Below are 21,243 nucleotides of genomic sequence, written 5' to 3' on the forward strand. Positions count from 1 at the left end.
TTTCCCTGCACCTCGTACAGCTTTTTTGATACCATTCACAGCTAAATTTGTTTTGTATTTTTGGTAGTTATGACCGTATCTTATCAACAGCAACTTCAAGAGAAAGTTGAACGAATTACTGCACAATTTGCGCCGTTCAATCCCCCTGCTTTAGAAGTATTTCAATCACCTGAACAACATTTTCGTATGCGTGCCGAATTTCGTCTGTGGCATACTGATGATGATCTGTTCTATGCCATGTTTGAACGTGCTGAAGATGGTAAACAAAAAACTGTTATCCGTATTGATGAGTTTCCTATTGCCGACCAAAGCATTAATGACTTAATGCCTCGTCTATTAGAGGAATTAAAAGCAGTCCCAATCTTATCACAACGTATTTTTGAAGCTGACTTTCTCGCAACCTTAAGCGGAGAAATGTTAGTGACGCTCATCTATCATCGTCATTTAGACAGTGAGTGGGAAACTGCTGCAAAAACTTTAGCTGAAAAGTTAAACATTAAAATTATGGGTCGTAGCCGCGGTCAAAAAGTGATTGTTGGTGATGACTATGTTGTTGAACAACTCAATGTTCATGGACGCATATTTAAATACAAACAGATCGAAAGTAGTTTTACCCAACCGAATGCACAAGTTTGCAAACATATGCTTGAATGGGCGTGTGATGCAGCACAAAACTCACAGAAAGATTTATTAGAATTGTATTGTGGTAATGGTAACTTCACCCTGCCACTGTCCTTAAAATTTAATCGTGTTCTTGCAACAGAACTCGCAAAAAGCTCAGTCTATGCGGCACAATGGAATATTGAACAAAATCAGATTGAAAATATCCAAGTTGCACGTCTTTCAGCTGAAGAATTTACTCAAGCCTATGAAGGTGAGCGTGAGTTTAGACGCTTACAAGAAGCAAATATAGACATTCAAAGCTACCAGTTTGATACGATCTTTGTTGATCCACCACGTGCGGGCATTGATGATGCAACTTTGGCACTTATGCAAGGATTCGAACGAATTATCTACATATCCTGCAACCCTGACACGCTGCATGATAATTTAAAAACTTTGACTCAAACCCACCGTATCAGCAAATTTGCTTTATTCGATCAATTCCCATTTACACACCATATTGAGTCAGGTGTTTTGCTCGAAAAAATTTAAACAAATTATGTCAATGTAACACTAGAAATTAAAGAGAATTTTAACTCTTTAATTTCTAAATACTTTTAAAAACAAAAAATATTATTCTTTAAATATCAAGTCATAACAATGTCATATTTTCGTTGATTTCACCAATTACCATCGGAAAAATCAGAGTCTAACTGCTGCTTTTATCACTGTTTCTGGCTTGTATTTTATTTTAGATTGATTATATTTCGATCTATGTTAAACCGAATATGAAAGGCTCTATGAGTTTTTGGGAAAAACTGTTCTCTGCTGAACAACAGCATAATGAACATAAGAATCAAATTGCTTGCGTCGAAAATGATTGCTCATGTAAAACAAACGAACAATTATTGGAAGCTCTGGTTAAAGCAACAGACGAAGACGTAATTAAAGGCATCAAAAAGGTACTTATTTCTCGAGGCTACAGCCGTAAAGAGCTTCTTGAAATGATCAACCCACCAATTCAATAAAACAAAACCTAATCCCTTTTATTATAAAGGGATTAGGTACTATCTACATTGATCCCCCTTCACACCTGCCACAATCGGCCCTAAATTCATCACGCGATCATGCTGTTTAGTTTTTGCAGAATAGAAACTTGAAATAGAACCATCAAGGTATAAAGCATTCTCTACTAACAATTGCTGTTTGAAAAATTGTGCAAACTGATAAAAACTCACACGTTGCTGTGATATGACGAAATACAATGTATTGTCTTTAATACCCACACCATTACGAACTTTCAAAGAGTTCGAGTTGGGTAAAAATTTAGGATTTATCTTTCCATCATAAATCAACATAGGTCCAGACTGAGTTGCATATATGGCATCAAAACCTTGCTGCTTATATTCAGATGTTGTTTTTATGATTGCTTGTGTTTGATTCCAAGCCAACACGCCATTGGGCTGCATAAAGAAATTTCCAAAACCACGATCTTCATTTAATGCAACCACTTCATTTCCATCTTCTATATATAAGCCAACAGGTTGAAAATCTGGATGATACATGCCTGCATTCATGGCAAAGTCTAAACGCTCGCACGCTTGCAACTCACTTTGAATATTAGAAAACTTGTGATAATAACGATTAGTTTTTGGGCTTTTTAAATAGAGCTTCAACACATTGAGGTCTTGAACCTCTACCACGCTATAATTAACACGTTCAAATTGATAAACGTGATGCTGCATAGCAAAAGCATTCGGCATAGCCAATAATGTAAGTAATATCGGGAAACCAGCTCTCATACGCATCTCTATTTTGAATAAATACAATCTTCTCAATTAACAATATAACGCAAAAATCCAGATACAATCTCCAAACATATTCAGGCCATTCAAACCATAAAGTTACTCGATTGATTCAGTGTTTTTGATTAGAATACAAGTGTAAATACAAAGATCTTGTATCCGCATGCAACAAAAACATCGACGCTTTCCGCTCGGCGCGCATCTCATTGTGAAACATTTTGGCTATAGCCATCATGGAATTTATGCAGGTCGTGGACGTGTGATCCATTACTCTGGTTTTGCTCATATCTTTAAAAAACATCCCATTGAAATGACTACCCTTCAGCGTTTTGCTCGAGGTAAACCCATTTACATTCGCCATTACCCTTCGCCTCGATATAAAGCAAAAGTTGTCGTAAAACGGATGCGCTCGCGGATGCATGAAAACAACTACCATTTAATTATCAATAATTGCGAACACCTATGTACTTGGGCGATTACAGGCATTGAATCCAGTACCCAAGTTGAGCGTATGCAACGAAGACTAACGACGATTGGTTATGTAAGTTCACTAATGAGCTATATGAATAGCCTTATGCTTACAGTCGCCACCGCTTGTTTCGCGATCGTGTTATACATCAAACTCATGTTGAGAAAACAGGCAAAAAAACCAATCCCCATCTATTTACAACTTAAAGAGAAAAATTCAAAAAAATAATAAAGTAGCTTCTATCGAAAACAAATTTTCAAGCCTAATGTATATTCACACAGATATTTACTTCTGATATCTGCTTGTATACAATCCTCTTACTCGGTACATTTCGTATCAATCTACTTCTCATCGAGAATTTTATGTTGGAGATAGCAGTAATCTGATAATCGTATTTCAATAGCATATTGAAATGGGTTATCGACGCGATTTTATTGGCTTTTAAAAGCTTAACTTTGCTTATGATTACTTATATCTGGATACAACATGAACCTATCTAAGTCCGAACAAAGGACTCTACACGTCTTAGCTAAAGGCGGAAAAATCGTAAAACTTCGTAATGACGCTGGTCAAACTATCGCTGTAGAGTGTTACAGCCGAGAAGGTTTCCTGCTGTCTGATTGTAGTCTTGAAACCTTTAACAAGTTAAAAAAGAAGAAACTGATCAAATCACTTAATGGACAGCCCTATCAAATCAATTTACACGGGCTTAGATCAGTGCGCCCACAATTAGACAATCGTTAATATGCAACCATTGATCGAAAAAATCGTGACATTTTAGATCAAGATACTCAAGAGAAAATGAATATGAATTTAATCATTCGTGATGAAAATCCAACCGATATAAATGCTATTTTTGATTTAACTCGATTAGCTTTTGAACGTGAGAAATATTCGAGTCATACAGAGCAGTTCATTGTAAATGTATTAAGAGATTCTAACCAACTAACACTTTCACTGGTTGCTGAACGTGATCATCAGGTTATCGGGCATATTGCATTTTCGCCTGTTCAAATATCAGATGCTACAACTGGTTGGTATGGTTTAGGGCCTATTTCTGTACTGCCTGATTTTCAGGGTAAAGGTGTTGGAGCGAAGTTAATACATGCTGGTCTTGAAGCATTAAAAGATCTAGACGCTTTGGGCTGTGTATTGCTTGGAGATCCTCAATATTATGGCCGATTTGGATTTAAAGCAGATCCAAAACTGATTTTGGATGGTGTGCCTGCTGAATATTTTCAAATTTTGCCTTTTTATGATCATACACCGACAGGAAAAGTGACATATTCAGATGCTTTTAATGCGATAAATTAATGCTTGTATGCATTTATGATTGCGTAAAAACAATAAAAAAAGCTCAGGTATTGACCTGAGCTTTTTTTATTTTCCTAAATATTACTTAGCTGCAGTTGCTTCAGTTGTAATATTTACAGTAATTTTATCTCCAACATTCGGTACGTAATTTCCAATACCAAATGCTGAACGATCAAATGAAGTGGTTGCATTAAAGCCAATTGCAGGAACTTTTGCCATCGGATGCTCGCCCTGTTTATTTAATACCGCATCTAATACCACTGGTTTAGTTACGCCTTTTACAGTCAAATCACCTGTAATTTTGAAGTGCTTTTTATCCTTAGTTTCAACTTTCGTACTTTTAAAAGTGATGTTTGGATATTTTGCAGCATTAAACCAAGCTTCTTCTTGGAATTCTTTATCTAGTGCAACAACATTTGTATTTACGCTGCTAACCGGGATTGTCACATTTACTGAAGAATTCTCTGGTTTTGCATTATCAACTTTAATTACACCTTGAATATCGGTGAAATTTGCACTTGGTGTAGAAAAACCAAAATGATTCCAGCTAAAAACAGTTGCTGTATGGGTTGGATCAATTTTGTAATCAACAGCCTTTGCTTGTACTAGTGTTGAGCCTAATACTAAACATACACCTAGAGATAACGTTTTTAATGTGTTCATGGCATCCTCGAATCATTTTTTCAAAATTTCATTGATTGTAGTAGAAAAGTGTAGGAATAAACTGCGGTTGATTTATGACACAGTGTTTTATTTTTGCAACGACTTCTGAGCTATAGAGATAACAAAATCACAAAAACGACAATAAAGCATAACTTACACAAATTCGCGCTATACAAAACTTATCATTTTTTAACCATGATTATTTACAAACGATGTTATAAAAATTAATCACCTTTAAAAAATTTTAATATTTTCATTAGAGGAAACACCATGAATTTACAACAAGTATTTGATGAACTAAACACAATTCAAGCCAATCCAGCAATCAGCATTTTTGTCCCAACGCATCGTACTTTCCCTGACAATCAACAAGATGCAATTGCATTAAAAAACGCACTCAAGGAATTAGAAACTCGCTTATCTGAAACTTATGACAAACGTGAAGCAGAAACACATTTAGAACGAATTGAAAAAGAACTCGCTGAACACAACCACAATTACAACCTTGATACCTTAGCGATCTTTTCTACACCGGAAAATACCCAAATTTTCAACTTCCCATTCAAAGTTAAACCACGTGTGATCATTGATCGACATTTCGCAACTCGTGATATTCTTCGAGAATTGAATAGCTCCGTTCATTATTATATGGTGATTGTTTCAAGAACAAACGGACGGTTATTTGAAGTTTTCAATGATCAATTGGTTCATGAGTTTAATGAAGAAGATGAGTTACAAAACCTTGAGTTTCCAATAGAAAATACACATCTTTATACAACGAGCTCAAATGATCGCTCAAATGCCACGAAAGAAGAAAACTATATTAAAGAGTTTCTGAATCGTATTGATAAAAGTGTCCAAGAAATCTATAAACAAAATCCTTTACCAATTATTGTCGTTGGCGATGAACGGACCGTCTCTTTTTATCAACAAGTCTGTGACAATCCAAGCGCAATTGTGGCAACTGTAACCAACAGTACAAACTTGGAAGCAGAAGCACGCTTGATTATTGAAGAAGCCCAAGAGCAAGTAAATTTATACCGAACCAAACTTCAGGAAGTTGCTCAAACTGAAATCAATCAAGCAAAGAGTCAGAATTTATTGATTGAGGATTTATCATCAATTTACCGTGCTGCAAATGAGGGTCGCCTTGACCAAATCTTTATTAAAAAAGGTTACATACAGCCAGCGAATATTGATTCAGCAACGTCTACTGTTGAACTTGATACTGGTACGACAACGACTGATGATATAGTAGATGATATATTATCGACGGTAATCCATCATGGTGGTAAAGCTCACTTCTTAGATGCTGAGTTTTTAGATCAAAATGCTAACCTATTAGCCAAAGCGCGCTATTAAAATATTCAAACTCGTTGAAAATAAGGGCTTTAATGTCCTTATTTTCATCCAATAAGCAACACTTTTGAGATATGCTCAATCATTTATACCAACAACAAGGTAAATCATGACTTATTCTGTACAAGCTGAAAGCACTTTGACCCCTTATCGCGTAACACTGACTGATGCATCTGGCCATACATGGCATGCGGATGAGCCTGCTGATAAAGGTGGTCAAGATACAGCACCCAACCCTGTTCAGCTTTTACTTTCTACTTTAGGTGCTTGCACTACCATTACCTTGGAAATGTACGCTAAACATAAAGGAATTAAACTTGACCACGTTCAAGTTGATTTGAGTTTAAACCCAAATGGTCAACCTGAATCAGGTCATAACAATATCGAGCGTAAAATTGTTCTTAAAGGTGAATTTACTGACGATCAGCACAAACGTTTATTAAAAGTCGCGGAAAGCTGCCCGATTCATAAGTTATTAACGTCAAATATTTCGATTCAGAGTGAATTAGCTATTGGATGAGTGACCTATTACACTAAATTTCAACCACATCCGTATACCATTCCAATGAGCCACTCATCGAGATATCTATTGCTAAGTCGACACTATTTGTGAGCTCATTTGGAATAAATGAATATAAATTTTTTCCATCGAAATGAATCCAAAACTCAGGTGGTGGTGTATCACAACCATCGATAAACCCACCTGTTTCTTTTTCACCTAAACAGTCAAACATCGATGAATACACATCAAATACTAATATTTTCCCCTTTAACTTTTCCCAACTTGGCATGTGATGATATTTAACCCGCGCTTGAATAGCCTCTTCAAAATAAGTCTGCATACGATAAGCATAATCACCACCAAATGCTGGGTCGCCATTTTTATTTTTGAAACTTTCTTGTAATGCACGATATAAAAAATTATATTCTGCCCACTGCCAAAACATTTCTTTTTTATTTAGATTTTCCAAATACCAATATTTAATATCATTTAATATTTCTTCAAAAGCACTAAGTTTGAATTCATTTCTCATTACAATATCCCAATCTTTTATTCTTCAATAAAGTACCACTGATCGGTTATATAATTATCTGCTACATCCTTTAGATCAACATAGTGAATATGTATTCCTCGCTCCTTGATTTTTTCAGGAACTTCCAATCCCCATCTCCGAGATAAGCTCATGTCATCCGCTAAAAGATATTGAGGATCGTAATATTCTGCCAACAAAGTATGGGAGTTAAAATAATCTTCATCTAGATACAAACAAATTTCGCTGGCAAACATATCAGGCTGAATAATGACACACACGACTTTACAGAATTTCATGTCAACAGGTTTTGCCTCAATTAAATACTGACATGCATTAATAAGATATTGAGCACACAGTGCCTTTATTTCTTGTTGAGCGTGTTTTCCCTGAACAAGATTCATAGCTACAGGTATTTTCCAATTATAATATCGCTCTTCGTACCCCTCTAAATCAGGGAAATACCCTTTAAAACTTTCACTCCAAAGCCTAAGATTCCTTAATTTACGTGGAATCCCCCGTTCTTTTTTATTTGATAATGCAAACCGTCTCATTTTTATATTCCATTTAATCATCATAAAAAAAAGCGTCCTTAATCAGGACGCTTTTTTATACCACTTAATTCAATTAAGCAGTCAGTTCTTTAACCGCAGCAACAACAGCTTCAGTCGTAATACCGAAGAATTGGAACAAGTCTTTTGCTGGTGCAGATTCGCCGTAAGTGGTCATACCGATCACTTTACCATCTAAACCAACAAACTTCCACCAGTAATCTACATGAGCCGCTTCAACCGCTACACGTGCACGAATATGTGCAGGTAATACTGCTTCACGGTATGCAGCATCTTGCTTCATGAACTCTTCTGCACATGGCATAGACACGACACGCACACCTTCAAGTTGTGCATACGCTTCCATTGCCAATGAAACTTCAGAACCAGTTGCGATGATAATTGCTTTCAACTCGCCTTTTTCTTCAGCAAGTACATAACCACCTTTCGCCACGTTTTGAATTTGAGCTTCATTACGTGCTTGGAATGGTAAGTTTTGACGAGAGAAAATGAGTGCTGTCGGACCATCTTTACGCTCAAGCGCAGATTTCCAAGAAACAGCAGCTTCAACTGTGTCACATGGACGCCAAGTATTTAAGTTTGGTGTACCGCGCAATGATGCAATTTGTTCGATTGGTTGATGCGTAGGACCATCTTCACCTAAACCAATTGAGTCATGCGTATAAACATGAATCACACGTTGCTTCATTAATGCTGACATACGCACTGCATTACGTGCATATTCCATAAACATCAAGAATGTAGCAACGTAAGGAACAAAACCACCGTGTAAAGCTACACCGTTTGCAATTGCCGTCATACCGAATTCACGAACACCATAGTACACATAGTTGCCTGCTGGATTTTCTTGTACGCCTTGGCAACCTTTCCAAAGTGTTAAGTTAGAACCAGCTAAATCGGCAGAACCACCCAATAATTCAGGAAGTAATGGGCCAAATGCTTGCAATGTATTTTGGCTTGCTTTACGTGTCGCAATGGTTTCAGCTTTAGCATTAGTTTCAGCAATGAAAGCATCTGCTTTTTCAGCAAAATCAGCAGGTAAATCACCATTGATGCGACGCAATAATTCAGCCGCTTCAGTTGGATATTTTGCTTGGTATTGAGCAAACAATTCATTCCAAGCGGCTTCAGAAGTTTGACCTTTCGCTTTTGCATCCCAAGCTGCATAAACATCTTGAGGAATTACGAATGCATCTTCTTTCCAGCCCAATGCTTCACGCGTTAAAGCAATCTCATCTTTACCAAGTGGTGCACCGTGGCAATCTTCTTTACCTTGTTTATTCGGTGAGCCTAAACCAATAATCGTTTTACAGATAATGATCGTTGGTTTATTGCTTTCTGCTTTCGCTTCAACAGTTGCTTGGCGAATTGCATCAGCATCATGCCCGTCTACACGAAGTACTTGCCAGCCATAAGCATTAAAGCGCTGTTCAGTATCGTCACTAAACCAACCTTCAACTTCACCGTCAATCGAAATACCATTGTCATCATAGTAAACAACAAGCTTACCAAGACCTAAAGTCCCTGCAAGTGAACATGCTTCATGTGAAATACCTTCCATCAAGCAGCCATCACCCAAGAAACAGTAAGTGAAGTGATCAACAATCTTTAAGTCGTCTTTGTTGAACTGAGCAGCTAAAGTTTTCTCAGCTAAAGCAAAACCCACTGCATTGGCAATACCCTGACCTAACGGACCAGTTGTCGTTTCAATACCCGGTGCATAACCTAATTCTGGATGACCAGGAGTTTTAGAGTGCAATTGACGAAACTGTTTTAAATCTTCTATAGACAAATCATAGCCCGTCAAATGCAATAACGCATATTGCAACATAGAACCATGACCATTTGACAATACAAAACGGTCACGGTTTGCCCATTGTGGATTTGTCGGGTTATGATTTAAAAATTCACGCCAAACTACGTCAGCGATATCTGCCATCCCCATTGGAGCACCAGGATGCCCTGAGTTTGCTTGTTGCACAGCATCCATAGCCAAGACACGAATTGCATTTGCAATACGACGTTCATTTAAAGGGGTCGTCATAGGTCAGAATCCACATTCAATAAATTTGAGAGAGAAAGATGAGAAATCATCTTACAAAAACTGAGACTATTGTCTTAAAAAAATCACAGTGGGTAAAGTCCAATACACGATATTTCTTATTTTTCACACATTCATTTGTGATTCCGTGTATAAATGTTCATGAGATAAACAAAAATCAGTAAATTACAACACCCTCATAAAAAATCCAATCCACCTAATTCGCTTAAAAACAGCACAATATATTAGTTTTGTTGATACACATATCAATAAAAACACAATAAAAATGAAATAAATTCATGCTTTTTGGTCAGCTTGTGCTAGTCCTATCCTTCAAGTCGATGTAACATACTCTGTCTTTTTGAAAATACCAATGATAGGACGTTCATGCGCGAGTATGCTGTTTTTACTTCAGAATCTGTAAGCGAAGGTCATCCAGACAAAATGGCTGACCAAATTAGCGATGCAATTTTAGATGCAATCCTAAGAGAAGACCCGTATGCGCGTGTCGCTTGTGAAACATTAGTAAAAACAGGTGCGGTTGTTCTTGCTGGTGAAATCACTACGACAGCAAATGTGGACTTTGAAGCGATTGTACGTCAAACCGTAAATGGAATCGGTTATCACCATTCTGATTTAGGTTTCGATGGTTCAACTTGTGCTGTGATCAACATGATCGGTAAACAGTCTCCTGAGATTGCACAAGGTGTTGATCGCCAGAAGCCAGAAGATCAAGGTGCAGGTGACCAAGGTCTTATGTTCGGTTATGCAAGCCGTGAAACTGACGTGTTGATGCCTGCCCCAATCTCTTATGCGCACCGTTTAATGGAGCGTCAAGCAGAATTACGTCGTTCAGGTGCATTACCATGGTTACGCCCAGATGCAAAAAGCCAAGTAACATTTGCTTATGAAAATGGCAAACCTGTACGTTTAGATGCAGTTGTTTTATCAACTCAACATGATCCTGAAATTTCTCAAATCCAGTTAAAAGAAGCAGTGATTGAAGAAATTGTTAAACCAATCATTCCTGCTGAGATGTTTCATGCTGGAACAAAATTCCACATCAATCCAACTGGTATGTTTGTGATTGGCGGCCCTGTAGGTGACTGTGGTTTAACAGGTCGTAAAATTATTGTAGATACCTACGGCGGTATGGCACGTCATGGTGGTGGCGCTTTCTCTGGTAAAGATCCATCAAAAGTTGACCGTTCAGCGGCATATGCAGGCCGTTATGTGGCAAAAAATATTGTTGCGGCAGGTTTAGCAGACAAATGTGAAATTCAGGTGAGTTATGCAATTGGTGTTGCAGAACCAACATCTATCTCGATCAATACATTCAATACGGGCAAAGTATCAGATGAATTAATTGTTCAATTGGTTCGTGAACATTTTGACTTACGCCCTTACGGCATTACTCGTATGCTTAATCTGATTCAACCAATGTACAAACAAACTGCCGCTTATGGCCATTTTGGTCGTGAAGGCTCAGATACTGCATTTACGTGGGAAAAAACAGATAAAGTTGACATCCTAAAAGATGCAGCAGGGTTGTAATCCTCAAATTTTAAAATAGCTTAAAGCTCACAGCACGATCTGTGAGCTTTTTTTATTTCCAGTGAATATATCTAGTTTTTTGTACGTGTATTTTCATGTTTAAAAATTTCAAATAGTGAATTCTTTTGTACAACTTGATCTTCATGATTCTGCTGAACATAAACATGTACAAGCTTGGCAATCACGACAACCACTAAACAAGCAGCGATACAGAGCATCCATAAGCCATATGGGCTACGAATATGTTGTGAACCACAGTAGGGACACTCTTTGTCTGTTGATGCAACAACCTTGTCACAGCATGCACAATGATATTGAGATAACATCATCTATCCTCCCACTTCTTATTTTTTATTTTCATTTGGTAGCAGTTTTACGACCATAGCTTCATCCTATGAGAAAAAAAATAAGAATTCAATCAAGATTTCTGAGATATAAAGTCAAGATAACAAAACTTTATGACAATTTAATGTGATATTTGACAGACAAGAGAGAGTTATATAGGGATTACCCAACTATTATTTGCTAAAATATTCTTTAACCTCTTCTTGATTGCAGGATCAGATCCATGACCCAATTGATTAATAAAGGCGGATTCAGAGAACGTGCTAACCGCAGTCGTAATTACAAACAATCAGAAAATAAACTAACAACTCTCGTTGCAAGCCAATATCAACCTCAAATCAAAGAATTAGCTTTAGAAGCAGAAGGAAAACACACGCCTATATCAAAAAACGAGCAATAAAAAGCACACTTTTAAAGTGTGCTCCTATTGTTTATTTATAGTTTAGTTTACATCTTTAAACTCAATTTTCTTCTGCTCTGGTTTTACTTCTCTCGCCTCACCATCAATAATGGTTGAATCTTGATACTGACCACCACCTTGCTGTCTCTGCATCTCCTGCATTTGGCGCATCATATCGGCAAAAGGATTTTGCCCTGCAGCACCGCCACCCATTCCATTCATCATTTGATCCATCATCGCTTGCTGACGTTTCGCCATAGTTTTCATTAATGCATTACGAAGACCAGTTTGAACAGCTGGAATAAGTACAAGTACTGCTAACACATCCGAGATCAATCCTGGGATCATTAATAAGAAACCAGACATTGCTAACGCTATCTTTTTCGTTACTGCTGGATCACTACCAAGCTGCCCTGTCATTTGCATTTGTTGTAATTGCGGCATAATACTTGACGTGCTTGAACGCATAATATTAAGACCGATAAAGAAGGCGATAATAAACCAGAAGAATACGTACCACATACTCCCCACAAGGTCGCCCACACCGATCCATACTAAAACTTCAGCAATTGTGCCAAATACCACGATAAGAAGTAGATTCATGTCAAAGCTTCGTCTATCTCAGAAGGTTGAAAAAATGTGCAGCACAGAGTTTATAAAAGTAAATCCAGTACAGCAAATAAAAAAATAACTAAATAATGAGATGGGTACTTTTTTAGATTTATCAAGTCTTCAAGTATTTGTAGATATAAAAAAGCTCCCAATCAAATAACTTTGATTGAGAGCGATTAACAATTTATGGTTTAACCACAAGTTGCATTGGTAATTTTTTTAGATTTTGGATCAATAGTCACCGTAACACGATTTTCACGATAGTCCATCGTTACTGGTTGATTTGGTCCAATACTACGTACAATCTCAGATTTGGTTTTTTCTTTAATTTGCGCTTCGGTTAAACCAGTTTGGCCAACTAATTTCTGTGCCTCATCCGCTAAACATTTTGGTTGACTTGAACGGAAAAGTTCCCATTCTTCAACTACTTGACCATTAGGTAGTTTACAATATCCCACCTGTCCATTTGCTTCATTACGAATTTCCAGCTGACCACCCTGTTCAATGCAATATTTACTCGCAGGATTTGCCATTCCGATTTTTGGAGGTGTCATTTCATCGCTTGGTGTTGATGAACATGCAGCAAGTGAAGTCACGATTAAACCTAAAAATAAGATCTTTTTCATAAGTTTGAATTCTTAAATTTGAAAAAATAAAGATATCAAAAAAGATAAATAATTATGTCTATGATTTGAAACAGAAAGTATTATTTCTGATCCAGATTCATGGTTTTTCTTAATTATTGGATGATTACATATTCCACTCGAATAGCCTCATCAACAAAATAGTGATCCTTAATCATATAAAAATCAGGAATCGTACTTATCCATTCATCCATTGCCATGATGGCTTTTGTATATCCTTTTTTAGCTGAAAAATCTTTTATTTGTATAATATCCATTGGCTTACTCCTTTCTCGTAAGCCTTACATATTAAATAAAAAACAAGATAAATTAAAATAAATCTAGAGCATCACGCAACGACAATGCGTATAAAATTTTGGATATGTTCAAACACCTTAAGATGCCTTCACTTTTAAGGTCCTGATACGACGAGGATAACTAGACTAAACAACAATGTACCTATAGACCGCTTACAGCAATGTACATGTACCTCTTGCCCAAGCTGTTGAGCATATGGTTCTACGTTTTCCATAATACTAGCACTCTTAAATGCACTACACTCATTAATCTGCCTACAAAATGAATGAAATGAAATTAGCAAAAAGTCGTATATCTCTCTTGCGCATTTTTTAAAATATTTAGTGCATTTATGACAATTTCTGACAGCTTAATTATGGTCAACACTTCTCTCTTATAATTTGAATATATCAACCTATAAAAAAGCCCACTTCTGTGGGCTTTTTTTAAAGCTGTTGCTAAATTTTATGACACAACTGTAATACCAGTTGCTTGAGGTCCCTTTTTACCATCAGCGATTGTAAAAGTTACTCGTTGACCTTCATGCAAAACCTTAAAGCCAGTACTTTGAATTTCACTGAAATGCGCAAAAACATCTTGTCCAGAATCAGCATGAATAAAGCCAAAACCTTTAGTTTCGTTGAACCACTTCACTGTACCAGTCACAGTATTAGACATATCTTTAACCTATTTTTAAAAATGGAGGGTGCTTAGCAGCAATCAACTTGGAATCATAAACTCTGAGAAGAAATCTGATAAAAACGAAAGGTTTGACTAAACTACGAAATGAAAAGATTTTCTGAATCAACAGTGTTATTCTTCTAGTTAATATTTACTATACACGACTTTACTTTTTTTACGCAATCATTATCTAAATACAAACAGTCTAAAAGATCTCATCATGAGGTTTGGACGTCATCTAATAAATCAAAAATAAATAAAAAAGCCTGCATTCTGATGCAGGCTTTTTTATTGCTAAAAGTATTTTCTATTAGATAACAGAGATACTAGTCGCTTGTGGTCCTTTCTTACCTTGGCCAAGAACGAACGAAACACGTTGTCCTTCATGTAAAACTTTGAAACCATTGCTTTGAATTTCACTGAAGTGAGCAAAAACATCTTGCCCAGAATCAGCTTGAATAAAACCAAAACCTTTAGTTTCGTTGAACCACTTCACAGTGCCAGTAACTGTATCAGACATACTTTTTAAACCTTTTAAACTTTGTTCATTTATGGATTAAATCTAAATTATTTATGAAGATTTAATCCAATCTATCCTTACTAAATAGATACTTTTAGTGTTCAAATCAATCGATATAATTGATTCACAGAAGCATAAAAGCTTTTACCATCCAGGTTAAAGTCAACTTCTTGACCAGACTGCAATAGCACCTTCTTTCCTACTTCCACCCACTTAAAACCATTCAAAGTATTTTGTTGGCGCTTTAAGGGGATGATCTTTACACAAATTTCATTGCCATTACTGGCTTTGGCTACATGCCATTCATTAATAATTTTCAATACACTATACTCATCACTGAGCTCAGTTGATCGATTTCATTTACTACAATGCTAGACAGATGAGAGAGGAATACTACATTTCTAGAATCTAATAATTTTAGCTATATTTAGGGTTATTTAAGCTAAGGTAACATTCATTTGATTTACAGAACAAACAAATGTTTTCAATACATCACAGAGCAAAATTAATTTGGATGCGGGGGTTGGATTTGAACCAACGACCTTCGGGTTATGAGCCCGACGAGCTACCAGACTGCTCCACCCCGCATCAGCGAGTTAGCTTTATACGCCCATATCAATTTTAATGCAAACATTTTCTATAAAATTCCTAAATTATTAAAAATATTGCTCACAAATAGTACAAATCAGGAATTTTTTTACATTGTCTAGCTTTTTTTGAAGAATATTTTTATCCGTGCTTTAATTGAGATAACAGCAAAAATAAAACTATTGCATTGAATCTTTGATTAATTATTCTCTTTTCAATTCTAAACTCTACAAAAAAATAATGCCGTCATAGAATTGCTTATGTAACAATAGCAACACATTTATATTTTAATAGCGCTTCATGTCACTGATTATTGGTATCGATCCTGGTTCCCGTTTAACAGGTTATGGAATTATCGAAAAAGATGGTAGTAAACTCCGCTTTGTAGATGCAGGAACTATTCGAACAGAAACTCAAGAAATGCCTGAGCGTTTAAAACGTATTTTTGCAGGTGTGGAGAGAATTGTTAAATTTCATGGCCCCACAGAAGCTGCTGTAGAACAAGTCTTTATGGCGCAAAATCCAGATTCTGCGTTAAAGCTTGGTCAAGCACGTGGTGCAGCGATTGCCGCTTTAGTAAATTTAGATCTACAAGTGGCTGAGTATACTGCACGTCAGATTAAACAGTCTGTTGTAGGTTATGGGGCTGCCGATAAAGAACAAGTACAAATGATGGTGATGCGCTTATTGAACTTAACCATTAAGCCACAAGCCGATGCTGCTGATGCACTGGCTGCAGCCATTTGTCATGCTCACGCCTCAGGAAGTATGACTAAACTGGCCGTTTTAAATGCACTAGGTGGTATGGCGCGTGGTCGGAGTCGCTCAAGTACTAGACGGCGTTAGGCTAAATTAAAAGGTTTGATTCACCACTTGATAAATCATTTTGCCCATTTCATGCGCTTGTAAGCCTCTAATCCCTTGTTCCGCAAGTAAATCACCTGCCTGTGCATGTAAACTGACAATCTCATGTAGTGCAACCTGTTGATGAAATTGAGCCTTTAAACTGGCAATCATGCCTGCCAATACATCCCCCATGCCTCCTGTACCCATACCTGCATTACCCTGCGTACAGATAAATAACTCATTCTCTAAAATTAGACTCCCTGCGCCCTTCAGCACCCATTGCCCTGCAAAATTTTGCTGTAACTGTTTAATTGCAGCTATACGATCTTGCTCAATATCTGTAGCAGTACAGCCTAATAGAGTTGCGGCTTCACCTGAATGTGGTGTTGCATAGATATGATTATTTAATTGTTGTGGATGTTTGGCCAAAAACCAAAGTCCATCAGCATCGAGTACGACTTCTAAATGCGAATTCTGATTCAGACATTCAAACCATTTTAGATATATTGATTCAGCCCATTCATCACGTCCTAAGCCCATACCAAAACAAACTGCATCGATTTGCTTTAGTAAATGCTCAATCTCATTTTTTTCTAAGGCATTTATATCTCGAATCATGATGTTTGGAGAGCGCGCCAAAATCGCTTGATGATGTTTAGCGTGACAAACAACGCTTACCTTACCAGCCCCCGCATGGAAGGCAGCTTCAGCAGACATGATCACCGCTCCCCCCATATCAGCATGACCACCGACTATGAGGACATGTCCATAGCTCCCTTTATGTCCAAAGGCTTGTCGTTTTGGCAATACAATTTTTTGAGGTGACAAATAAGCAAATGGCTTTAATTCAGTATCAACTGGAATTAAGCTGACTAAATGTAATTGTCCAACATATTCTTTGCCTTGCCCTGTAAACAAGCCAATTTTGTATCCCAATAGTGTAAAAGTCTGATCTGCTTGAATAGCACACGGTAAAGCTTGTCCTGTATTGGCATGTAATCCACTAGGGATATCAATCGATATTTTTAAGCCTATTTGCATATTGTAGAGTTGAATGATGTTTTGCCATTTTTGATCAAGCATTCGGTTTAACCCGATCCCAAATAATGCATCTATATGGCAGTCAAATATTGGCAACTCTTGCCCTATTTCATGTTCAGACAGCAAATAGTCAATCGTTTGAATATCAACTTGCTGGCTTTGTGCATAATTAAATGCCTGTTGTAAATCAATAGAATGTCCTAGCTCTGTTGCAAACACAGTCACTTTAAAACCCTGCTGCTTTAAAAAAGCAGCAATATAATAACCATCACCAGCGTTATTACCTTGTCCACACCAAATTGCGATATGTTTAATTTTTTGAGCTAGAAATTGTTTATTTAATTTTTGCGTTATTGACCAAGCCGCTTGTTGCATCAACCCCAGTGAAGCGTTCTGTTGAGCAAACCATCGTTGCTCCCATGCTTGTATACTTTGACTATCATAAACTGGGCTATGGTAAACTAAACGTTGCATGGTTTTCCTCTTATTATCGGTTTATGGCCTCTACTCACTCTTCCAAAAATGCTTCTCAAAAGATTGAGATTCAACAGCTTGATCCCCACGCGCTTAAAAGCTGGATAAAGGCACAAGCTTTGGACTTAGGCTTTTCTGATTGTGTCATTGCCAAACCAGATGCTCAAGATCAAATACCACGTTTTAAAGAATATTTGGAGCGTGGCTATCATGCAGATATGCACTATTTGGAAGAAAACTTAGAAAAGCGCGCAGATCCAACATTGCTTGTTCCAGGTACAAAAAGCATTATCTGTGTGCGAATGAACTATCTTGTAGCATCCCCTAAGCCCCGTTATGTACCATTTGAACCAAATTCAGCCATTATCGCACGCTATGCACGAGGTCGTGATTACCATAAAGTGATGCGTGGACGACTCAAAACCTTAGCCAATCGAATTAAAGAAAAAGTGGGCGATTTTGAGTCACGCCCCTTTGCAGATTCAGCTCCAATTTTCGAAAAATCACTGGCAGAAAGTGCTGGTATGGGATGGACTGGAAAACATACTTTACTCATCCATAAAAAATCAGGCTCTTTTTTTGTTTTAGGCGAGCTATTCACATCGTTAGACCTTCCCTATGATCAGCCTGCAACGGCACATTGTGGTTCTTGTACTGCTTGTATTGATATATGCCCAACTCAAGCAATTGTTGAGCCCTACATGTTAGATGCAAGAAAATGTATCGCGTACCTAACCATTGAATATAAAGGTATTATTCCAGAAGAATATCGTTCTGGTATTGGTAATCGAATTTTTGGTTGTGATGATTGTCAGTTGATTTGTCCTTGGAACAGTTTTGCAAAAACGGCAACAATTCCAGATTTTAATCCTAGACATAACTTAGACAATATTCACTTATTAGATATTTGGCAGTGGGACGAAGCAACATTTCTAGCAAATACCGAAGGGAGTCCAATACGACGTACAGGCTACCAATCCTTTAAACGCAATATTGCAATCGGACTCGGAAATGCGCCATACTCAGATGAAATCATAGCCAAATTGCAAGAAGCAAAATCTTGGCACGATGAGATTGTAAATGTACATATTGATTGGGCAATTCAACAACAATTGCAACAATCTACTGTTCATCAAATAGAAAAATGATGTTTTTTGCCCTATGGCTTTGGCACGATTTCTGTATGATTAATCTCAATCTTTGTAATCAATCATCATGGATATAACAATGACCCTACGTAATGACTGGACTCGTGATGAAATCCAAGCTTTATATGATCAACCTTTTTTAGACTTAGTTTTTGAAGCACAACGCGTTCATCGCCAACATTTCCAAGCGAATACGATTCAGGTCAGTACACTTCTTTCAATCAAAACCGGTAAATGCCCTGAAGACTGTAAATATTGTTCTCAGTCGGCTCATTATGATTCCAAATTAGAAGCAGAAAAACGTATCGCCGTTGATAAGGTAATTCGTGAAGCGCAAGCAGCGAAAGAGTCTGGTTCATCTCGTTTTTGTATGGGAGCAGCTTGGCGTAACCCTCACGAACGCGATATGCCATACGTTCTTGAAATGGTACGCGAAGTTAAAGCTTTGGGACTTGAAACCTGTATGACGTTGGGTATGTTGAATCAATCTCAAGCTGAACGTTTAAAAGATGCAGGCTTAGATTATTACAACCATAACCTCGATACATCACGTGAATACTATTCACATATTATCAGCACGCGTACCTTTGATGATCGTTTAAATACATTAGATCATGTTCGTCAAGCAGGGATGAAAGTATGTAGTGGTGGTATTGTAGGTTTAGGTGAAAGTCGCAATGACCGTATCGGCTTATTACATGAACTCGCTACCATGCCTGTGCATCCTGAGTCTGTACCGATTAATATGCTTGTTCCGATTGAAGGAACACCACTTGCTGAAGTTGAAAAACTGGATGTAACTGAGTGGATCCGCACCATTGCTGTTGCACGTATCATTATGCCTAATAGCTATATTCGTCTATCGGCAGGCCGAGAATCACTGAGTGACTCAGATCAAGCATTAGCATTTATGGCTGGAGCAAACTCATTATTCTCTGGTGAAAAGCTTCTTACGACACCAAATGCTGGTGAAGGTAAGGATCAAGTATTATTTGCCAAATTAGGTTTGACTGCTGAAAAGCCAAAACCAAGTGTTGCAGAGCTCTCAATAGATGCGATGAGCGCATAAACGCAAAAGCCTTGTCAACTGACAAGGCTTTTTCTTTCTCGCTTTGAAATTATACTGACGTCACTAGGATGCCGTATTTTGCATTTAAGAACATTCCTTCTCGAATAATGTCTACACCTGCAGCATGGGTAACGGATAGTTCTTGTGAGTGCACATCAAAATGAAATGAATCAAACACCTCTTGATGATGCATTAGCCATGTTAAAGTATCAGTCAAACTTTTATCTACAGTATAGGTTTCAGAGTCAAAATTCTTATCCATAGTACTATTCTAATCACGCTATGAATTATTATCATAACGAATAGATTAGGTAAATTCAGCTGAAACTAAAACATTTGTCTATAATTTATAAACATTAGCTCTCTGATTGTTCTTCAATCATTAAGCCGCAAGCGGACGCGCAATTTGAGTTCCAGATATTAAACTTTTCAATGCCTTAGGATTAAATTCTAAAGTCAATATATGACGATCTAAATGTACATGATAAGAATCAATTAATGCTTGTTGACCTTCATCTGTCTCAAGAACATATTCATCAGCAATATTTAGAATACCTTCAAGATTCGTTGTACTTGAAGCACGATCATGACTGAATAAATCATAAATCGTTTGTAGGTTAAAGCTCGTTTTCTGTTCTGCTGGATGTGATTTTAAATAGTCTTGTAAGAACAAAACAAACTTATGTGCAAAAAAGTAGTAATTAGGTTTGTGAGTATAAAGCATGTTCATTTAACGCTCCTTTCGATGTTTTTTTCATCAATTCATGCTTAAAAATTAGTCCTGCAAACTTAAAAAATTCTTAAAAATAGTTTGAGGTTTTTGTTAACCATTTTTTAATTTTTCTTGCACCAATAATTTAAACTTTCTACGTAATAAGCTATTTGTCATAAAAAATTCATATAAAAATCCCGCAATATTGAATAAAAATTAAACAATCAGTCAAAATTTACTAATAAAATTTTTCCGTTTTGACCAGATGTTTGATCTATTTTTATTATCATTGTGTAACTTTTTTACCAAAAGTTACAAACAAACAAGGAGTTATTTTTAATCATTCCTAACTAAAAGTCCAATACCTCAATTATGTGACGTAGTTTGCATTTTATTTAATAAATGATATATTTCTCACATTACTTATTCAGCGCAAAAATTAACTGAAAAGGTAATATAATTCAAACTTTTAGCTG

27 protein-coding genes and 1 tRNA gene are annotated in these 21,243 nt (G+C 36.9%); 12 read left to right on the forward strand and 16 right to left on the reverse strand.

Features of this window, described 5'->3' with window-relative positions; translation table 11 throughout:
• Nucleotides 1-69: 69 nt before the first annotated feature.
• Both trmA and F2A31_RS08820 read left to right on the forward strand, forming a co-directional pair.
• Nucleotides 70-1,155, forward strand: a complete 1,086-nt coding sequence (trmA, locus tag F2A31_RS08815) for a tRNA (uridine(54)-C5)-methyltransferase TrmA (RefSeq protein WP_150026080.1) — start codon at nt 70-72, stop codon at nt 1,153-1,155.
• Nucleotides 1,156-1,403: 248 nt separating this feature from the next.
• Nucleotides 1,404-1,631: a hypothetical protein gene (locus tag F2A31_RS08820; RefSeq protein ID WP_113997366.1), complete on the forward strand. Its 228-nt coding sequence runs from the start codon at nt 1,404-1,406 to the stop codon at nt 1,629-1,631.
• Between the two features lie 39 nt (nt 1,632-1,670).
• Here the strand turns inward: F2A31_RS08820 and F2A31_RS08825 are convergent, their stop codons facing one another.
• Nucleotides 1,671-2,405 (reverse strand): phosphodiester glycosidase family protein, encoded by a 735-nt coding sequence (locus F2A31_RS08825; RefSeq protein ID WP_150026081.1) that lies wholly within the window; start codon nt 2,403-2,405, stop codon nt 1,671-1,673.
• A gap of 166 nt (nt 2,406-2,571) precedes the next feature.
• Between F2A31_RS08825 and F2A31_RS08830 the strand changes: the two genes are divergently transcribed.
• From F2A31_RS08830 to F2A31_RS08840, 3 genes are all read left to right on the forward strand, one after another.
• A complete protein-coding gene (locus F2A31_RS08830; RefSeq protein WP_150026082.1) occupies nt 2,572-3,105 on the forward strand; it encodes a lecithin retinol acyltransferase family protein in 534 nt (177 codons plus the stop codon).
• A 258-nt stretch (nt 3,106-3,363) separates the two neighbouring features.
• Nucleotides 3,364-3,621 carry a YjhX family toxin gene (locus tag F2A31_RS08835; RefSeq protein ID WP_004638831.1) on the forward strand — a complete coding sequence of 86 codons (258 nt, stop codon included), beginning with the start codon at nt 3,364-3,366 and terminating at the stop codon, nt 3,619-3,621.
• A 57-nt stretch (nt 3,622-3,678) separates the two neighbouring features.
• Complete coding sequence (locus F2A31_RS08840; RefSeq protein WP_228715628.1) at nt 3,679-4,191, forward strand: GNAT family N-acetyltransferase; 513 nt, start codon at nt 3,679-3,681, stop codon at nt 4,189-4,191.
• Nucleotides 4,192-4,272: 81 nt separating this feature from the next.
• On the opposite strand, the gene F2A31_RS08845 is transcribed toward F2A31_RS08840, so the two are convergent.
• Nucleotides 4,273-4,854: a YceI family protein gene (locus F2A31_RS08845; RefSeq protein WP_075315502.1), complete on the reverse strand. Its 582-nt coding sequence runs from the start codon at nt 4,852-4,854 to the stop codon at nt 4,273-4,275.
• Nucleotides 4,855-5,124: 270 nt separating this feature from the next.
• Here F2A31_RS08845 and F2A31_RS08850 point away from each other — a divergent pair, with 270 nt between their 5' ends.
• Both F2A31_RS08850 and F2A31_RS08855 read left to right on the forward strand, forming a co-directional pair.
• A complete protein-coding gene (locus tag F2A31_RS08850; RefSeq protein ID WP_150026084.1) occupies nt 5,125-6,216 on the forward strand; it encodes an AOC03_06830 family ribosome hibernation factor in 1,092 nt (363 codons plus the stop codon).
• A gap of 106 nt (nt 6,217-6,322) precedes the next feature.
• On the forward strand, nt 6,323-6,733 hold the full coding sequence (locus F2A31_RS08855; protein WP_150026085.1) for an OsmC family protein: 411 nt from the start codon (nt 6,323-6,325) through the stop codon (nt 6,731-6,733).
• Between the two features lie 13 nt (nt 6,734-6,746).
• Here F2A31_RS08855 and F2A31_RS08860 read toward each other — a convergent pair whose 3' ends face one another.
• The 3 genes from F2A31_RS08860 to tkt all read right to left on the reverse strand — a co-directional run bounded on the left by F2A31_RS08860 (nt 6,747) and on the right by tkt (nt 9,860).
• Nucleotides 6,747-7,247 (reverse strand): hypothetical protein, encoded by a 501-nt coding sequence (locus F2A31_RS08860; protein WP_150026086.1) that lies wholly within the window; start codon nt 7,245-7,247, stop codon nt 6,747-6,749.
• Nucleotides 7,248-7,264: 17 nt separating this feature from the next.
• A complete protein-coding gene (locus F2A31_RS08865; protein WP_150027740.1) occupies nt 7,265-7,798 on the reverse strand; it encodes a DUF3916 domain-containing protein in 534 nt (177 codons plus the stop codon).
• A gap of 73 nt (nt 7,799-7,871) precedes the next feature.
• Nucleotides 7,872-9,860, reverse strand: a complete 1,989-nt coding sequence (tkt, locus tag F2A31_RS08870; protein ID WP_150026087.1) for a transketolase — start codon at nt 9,858-9,860, stop codon at nt 7,872-7,874.
• A gap of 384 nt (nt 9,861-10,244) precedes the next feature.
• Between tkt and metK the strand changes: the two genes are divergently transcribed.
• Nucleotides 10,245-11,411 carry a methionine adenosyltransferase gene (gene metK / locus F2A31_RS08875; RefSeq protein ID WP_150026088.1) on the forward strand — a complete coding sequence of 389 codons (1,167 nt, stop codon included), beginning with the start codon at nt 10,245-10,247 and terminating at the stop codon, nt 11,409-11,411.
• Nucleotides 11,412-11,482: 71 nt separating this feature from the next.
• Here metK and F2A31_RS08880 read toward each other — a convergent pair whose 3' ends face one another.
• Entirely contained in the window at nt 11,483-11,740 is a 258-nt protein-coding gene (locus tag F2A31_RS08880; protein ID WP_171490575.1) for a hypothetical protein, read from the reverse strand.
• Nucleotides 11,741-11,979: 239 nt separating this feature from the next.
• On the opposite strand from F2A31_RS08880, the gene F2A31_RS15795 reads away from it, so the two are divergent.
• Nucleotides 11,980-12,156, forward strand: a complete 177-nt coding sequence (locus F2A31_RS15795; RefSeq protein WP_171490576.1) for a hypothetical protein — start codon at nt 11,980-11,982, stop codon at nt 12,154-12,156.
• Between the two features lie 42 nt (nt 12,157-12,198).
• Here F2A31_RS15795 and F2A31_RS08885 read toward each other — a convergent pair whose 3' ends face one another.
• The 7 genes from F2A31_RS08885 to F2A31_RS08910 all read right to left on the reverse strand — a co-directional run bounded on the left by F2A31_RS08885 (nt 12,199) and on the right by F2A31_RS08910 (nt 15,477).
• A complete protein-coding gene (locus F2A31_RS08885) occupies nt 12,199-12,759 on the reverse strand; it encodes an FxsA family protein (protein ID WP_075315694.1) in 561 nt (186 codons plus the stop codon).
• Nucleotides 12,760-12,959: 200 nt separating this feature from the next.
• A complete protein-coding gene (locus tag F2A31_RS08890; RefSeq protein WP_150026089.1) occupies nt 12,960-13,394 on the reverse strand; it encodes an I78 family peptidase inhibitor in 435 nt (144 codons plus the stop codon).
• A 113-nt stretch (nt 13,395-13,507) separates the two neighbouring features.
• On the reverse strand, nt 13,508-13,669 hold the full coding sequence (locus tag F2A31_RS15800) for a hypothetical protein (protein WP_171490577.1): 162 nt from the start codon (nt 13,667-13,669) through the stop codon (nt 13,508-13,510).
• Between the two features lie 484 nt (nt 13,670-14,153).
• Nucleotides 14,154-14,366 (reverse strand): cold-shock protein, encoded by a 213-nt coding sequence (locus F2A31_RS08895; RefSeq protein ID WP_150026090.1) that lies wholly within the window; start codon nt 14,364-14,366, stop codon nt 14,154-14,156.
• Nucleotides 14,367-14,679: 313 nt separating this feature from the next.
• Nucleotides 14,680-14,889 carry a cold-shock protein gene (locus F2A31_RS08900; RefSeq protein WP_004638802.1) on the reverse strand — a complete coding sequence of 70 codons (210 nt, stop codon included), beginning with the start codon at nt 14,887-14,889 and terminating at the stop codon, nt 14,680-14,682.
• A gap of 101 nt (nt 14,890-14,990) precedes the next feature.
• On the reverse strand, nt 14,991-15,209 hold the full coding sequence (locus F2A31_RS08905) for a transposase (RefSeq protein ID WP_150026091.1): 219 nt from the start codon (nt 15,207-15,209) through the stop codon (nt 14,991-14,993).
• 191 nt (nt 15,210-15,400) lie between these two features.
• Nucleotides 15,401-15,477: transfer RNA gene (locus F2A31_RS08910), tRNA-Met, on the reverse strand.
• A gap of 300 nt (nt 15,478-15,777) precedes the next feature.
• On the opposite strand from F2A31_RS08910, the gene ruvC reads away from it, so the two are divergent.
• Nucleotides 15,778-16,323, forward strand: a complete 546-nt coding sequence (gene ruvC, locus F2A31_RS08915; RefSeq protein WP_150026092.1) for a crossover junction endodeoxyribonuclease RuvC — start codon at nt 15,778-15,780, stop codon at nt 16,321-16,323.
• Between the two features lie 6 nt (nt 16,324-16,329).
• Here ruvC and F2A31_RS08920 read toward each other — a convergent pair whose 3' ends face one another.
• Complete coding sequence (locus F2A31_RS08920) at nt 16,330-17,838, reverse strand: NAD(P)H-hydrate dehydratase (protein WP_150026093.1); 1,509 nt, start codon at nt 17,836-17,838, stop codon at nt 16,330-16,332.
• A 23-nt stretch (nt 17,839-17,861) separates the two neighbouring features.
• Between F2A31_RS08920 and queG the strand changes: the two genes are divergently transcribed.
• Nucleotides 17,862-18,986, forward strand: a complete 1,125-nt coding sequence (queG, locus tag F2A31_RS08925; protein WP_150026094.1) for a tRNA epoxyqueuosine(34) reductase QueG — start codon at nt 17,862-17,864, stop codon at nt 18,984-18,986.
• Nucleotides 18,987-19,065: 79 nt separating this feature from the next.
• On the forward strand, nt 19,066-20,055 hold the full coding sequence (bioB, locus tag F2A31_RS08930; protein ID WP_150026095.1) for a biotin synthase BioB: 990 nt from the start codon (nt 19,066-19,068) through the stop codon (nt 20,053-20,055).
• 49 nt (nt 20,056-20,104) lie between these two features.
• Here the strand turns inward: bioB and F2A31_RS08935 are convergent, their stop codons facing one another.
• Together F2A31_RS08935 and F2A31_RS08940 are read right to left on the reverse strand one after the other, a co-directional pair.
• Nucleotides 20,105-20,317, reverse strand: coding sequence for a hypothetical protein (locus F2A31_RS08935; protein ID WP_150026096.1), 213 nt, complete (start codon nt 20,315-20,317; stop codon nt 20,105-20,107).
• A gap of 120 nt (nt 20,318-20,437) precedes the next feature.
• Nucleotides 20,438-20,785: a hypothetical protein gene (locus tag F2A31_RS08940; protein WP_150026097.1), complete on the reverse strand. Its 348-nt coding sequence runs from the start codon at nt 20,783-20,785 to the stop codon at nt 20,438-20,440.
• Nucleotides 20,786-21,243: the final 458 nt, after the last annotated feature.

This window comes from Acinetobacter suaedae, assembly GCF_008630915.1.
GTDB classification, from domain to species: domain Bacteria; phylum Pseudomonadota; class Gammaproteobacteria; order Pseudomonadales; family Moraxellaceae; genus Acinetobacter; species Acinetobacter suaedae.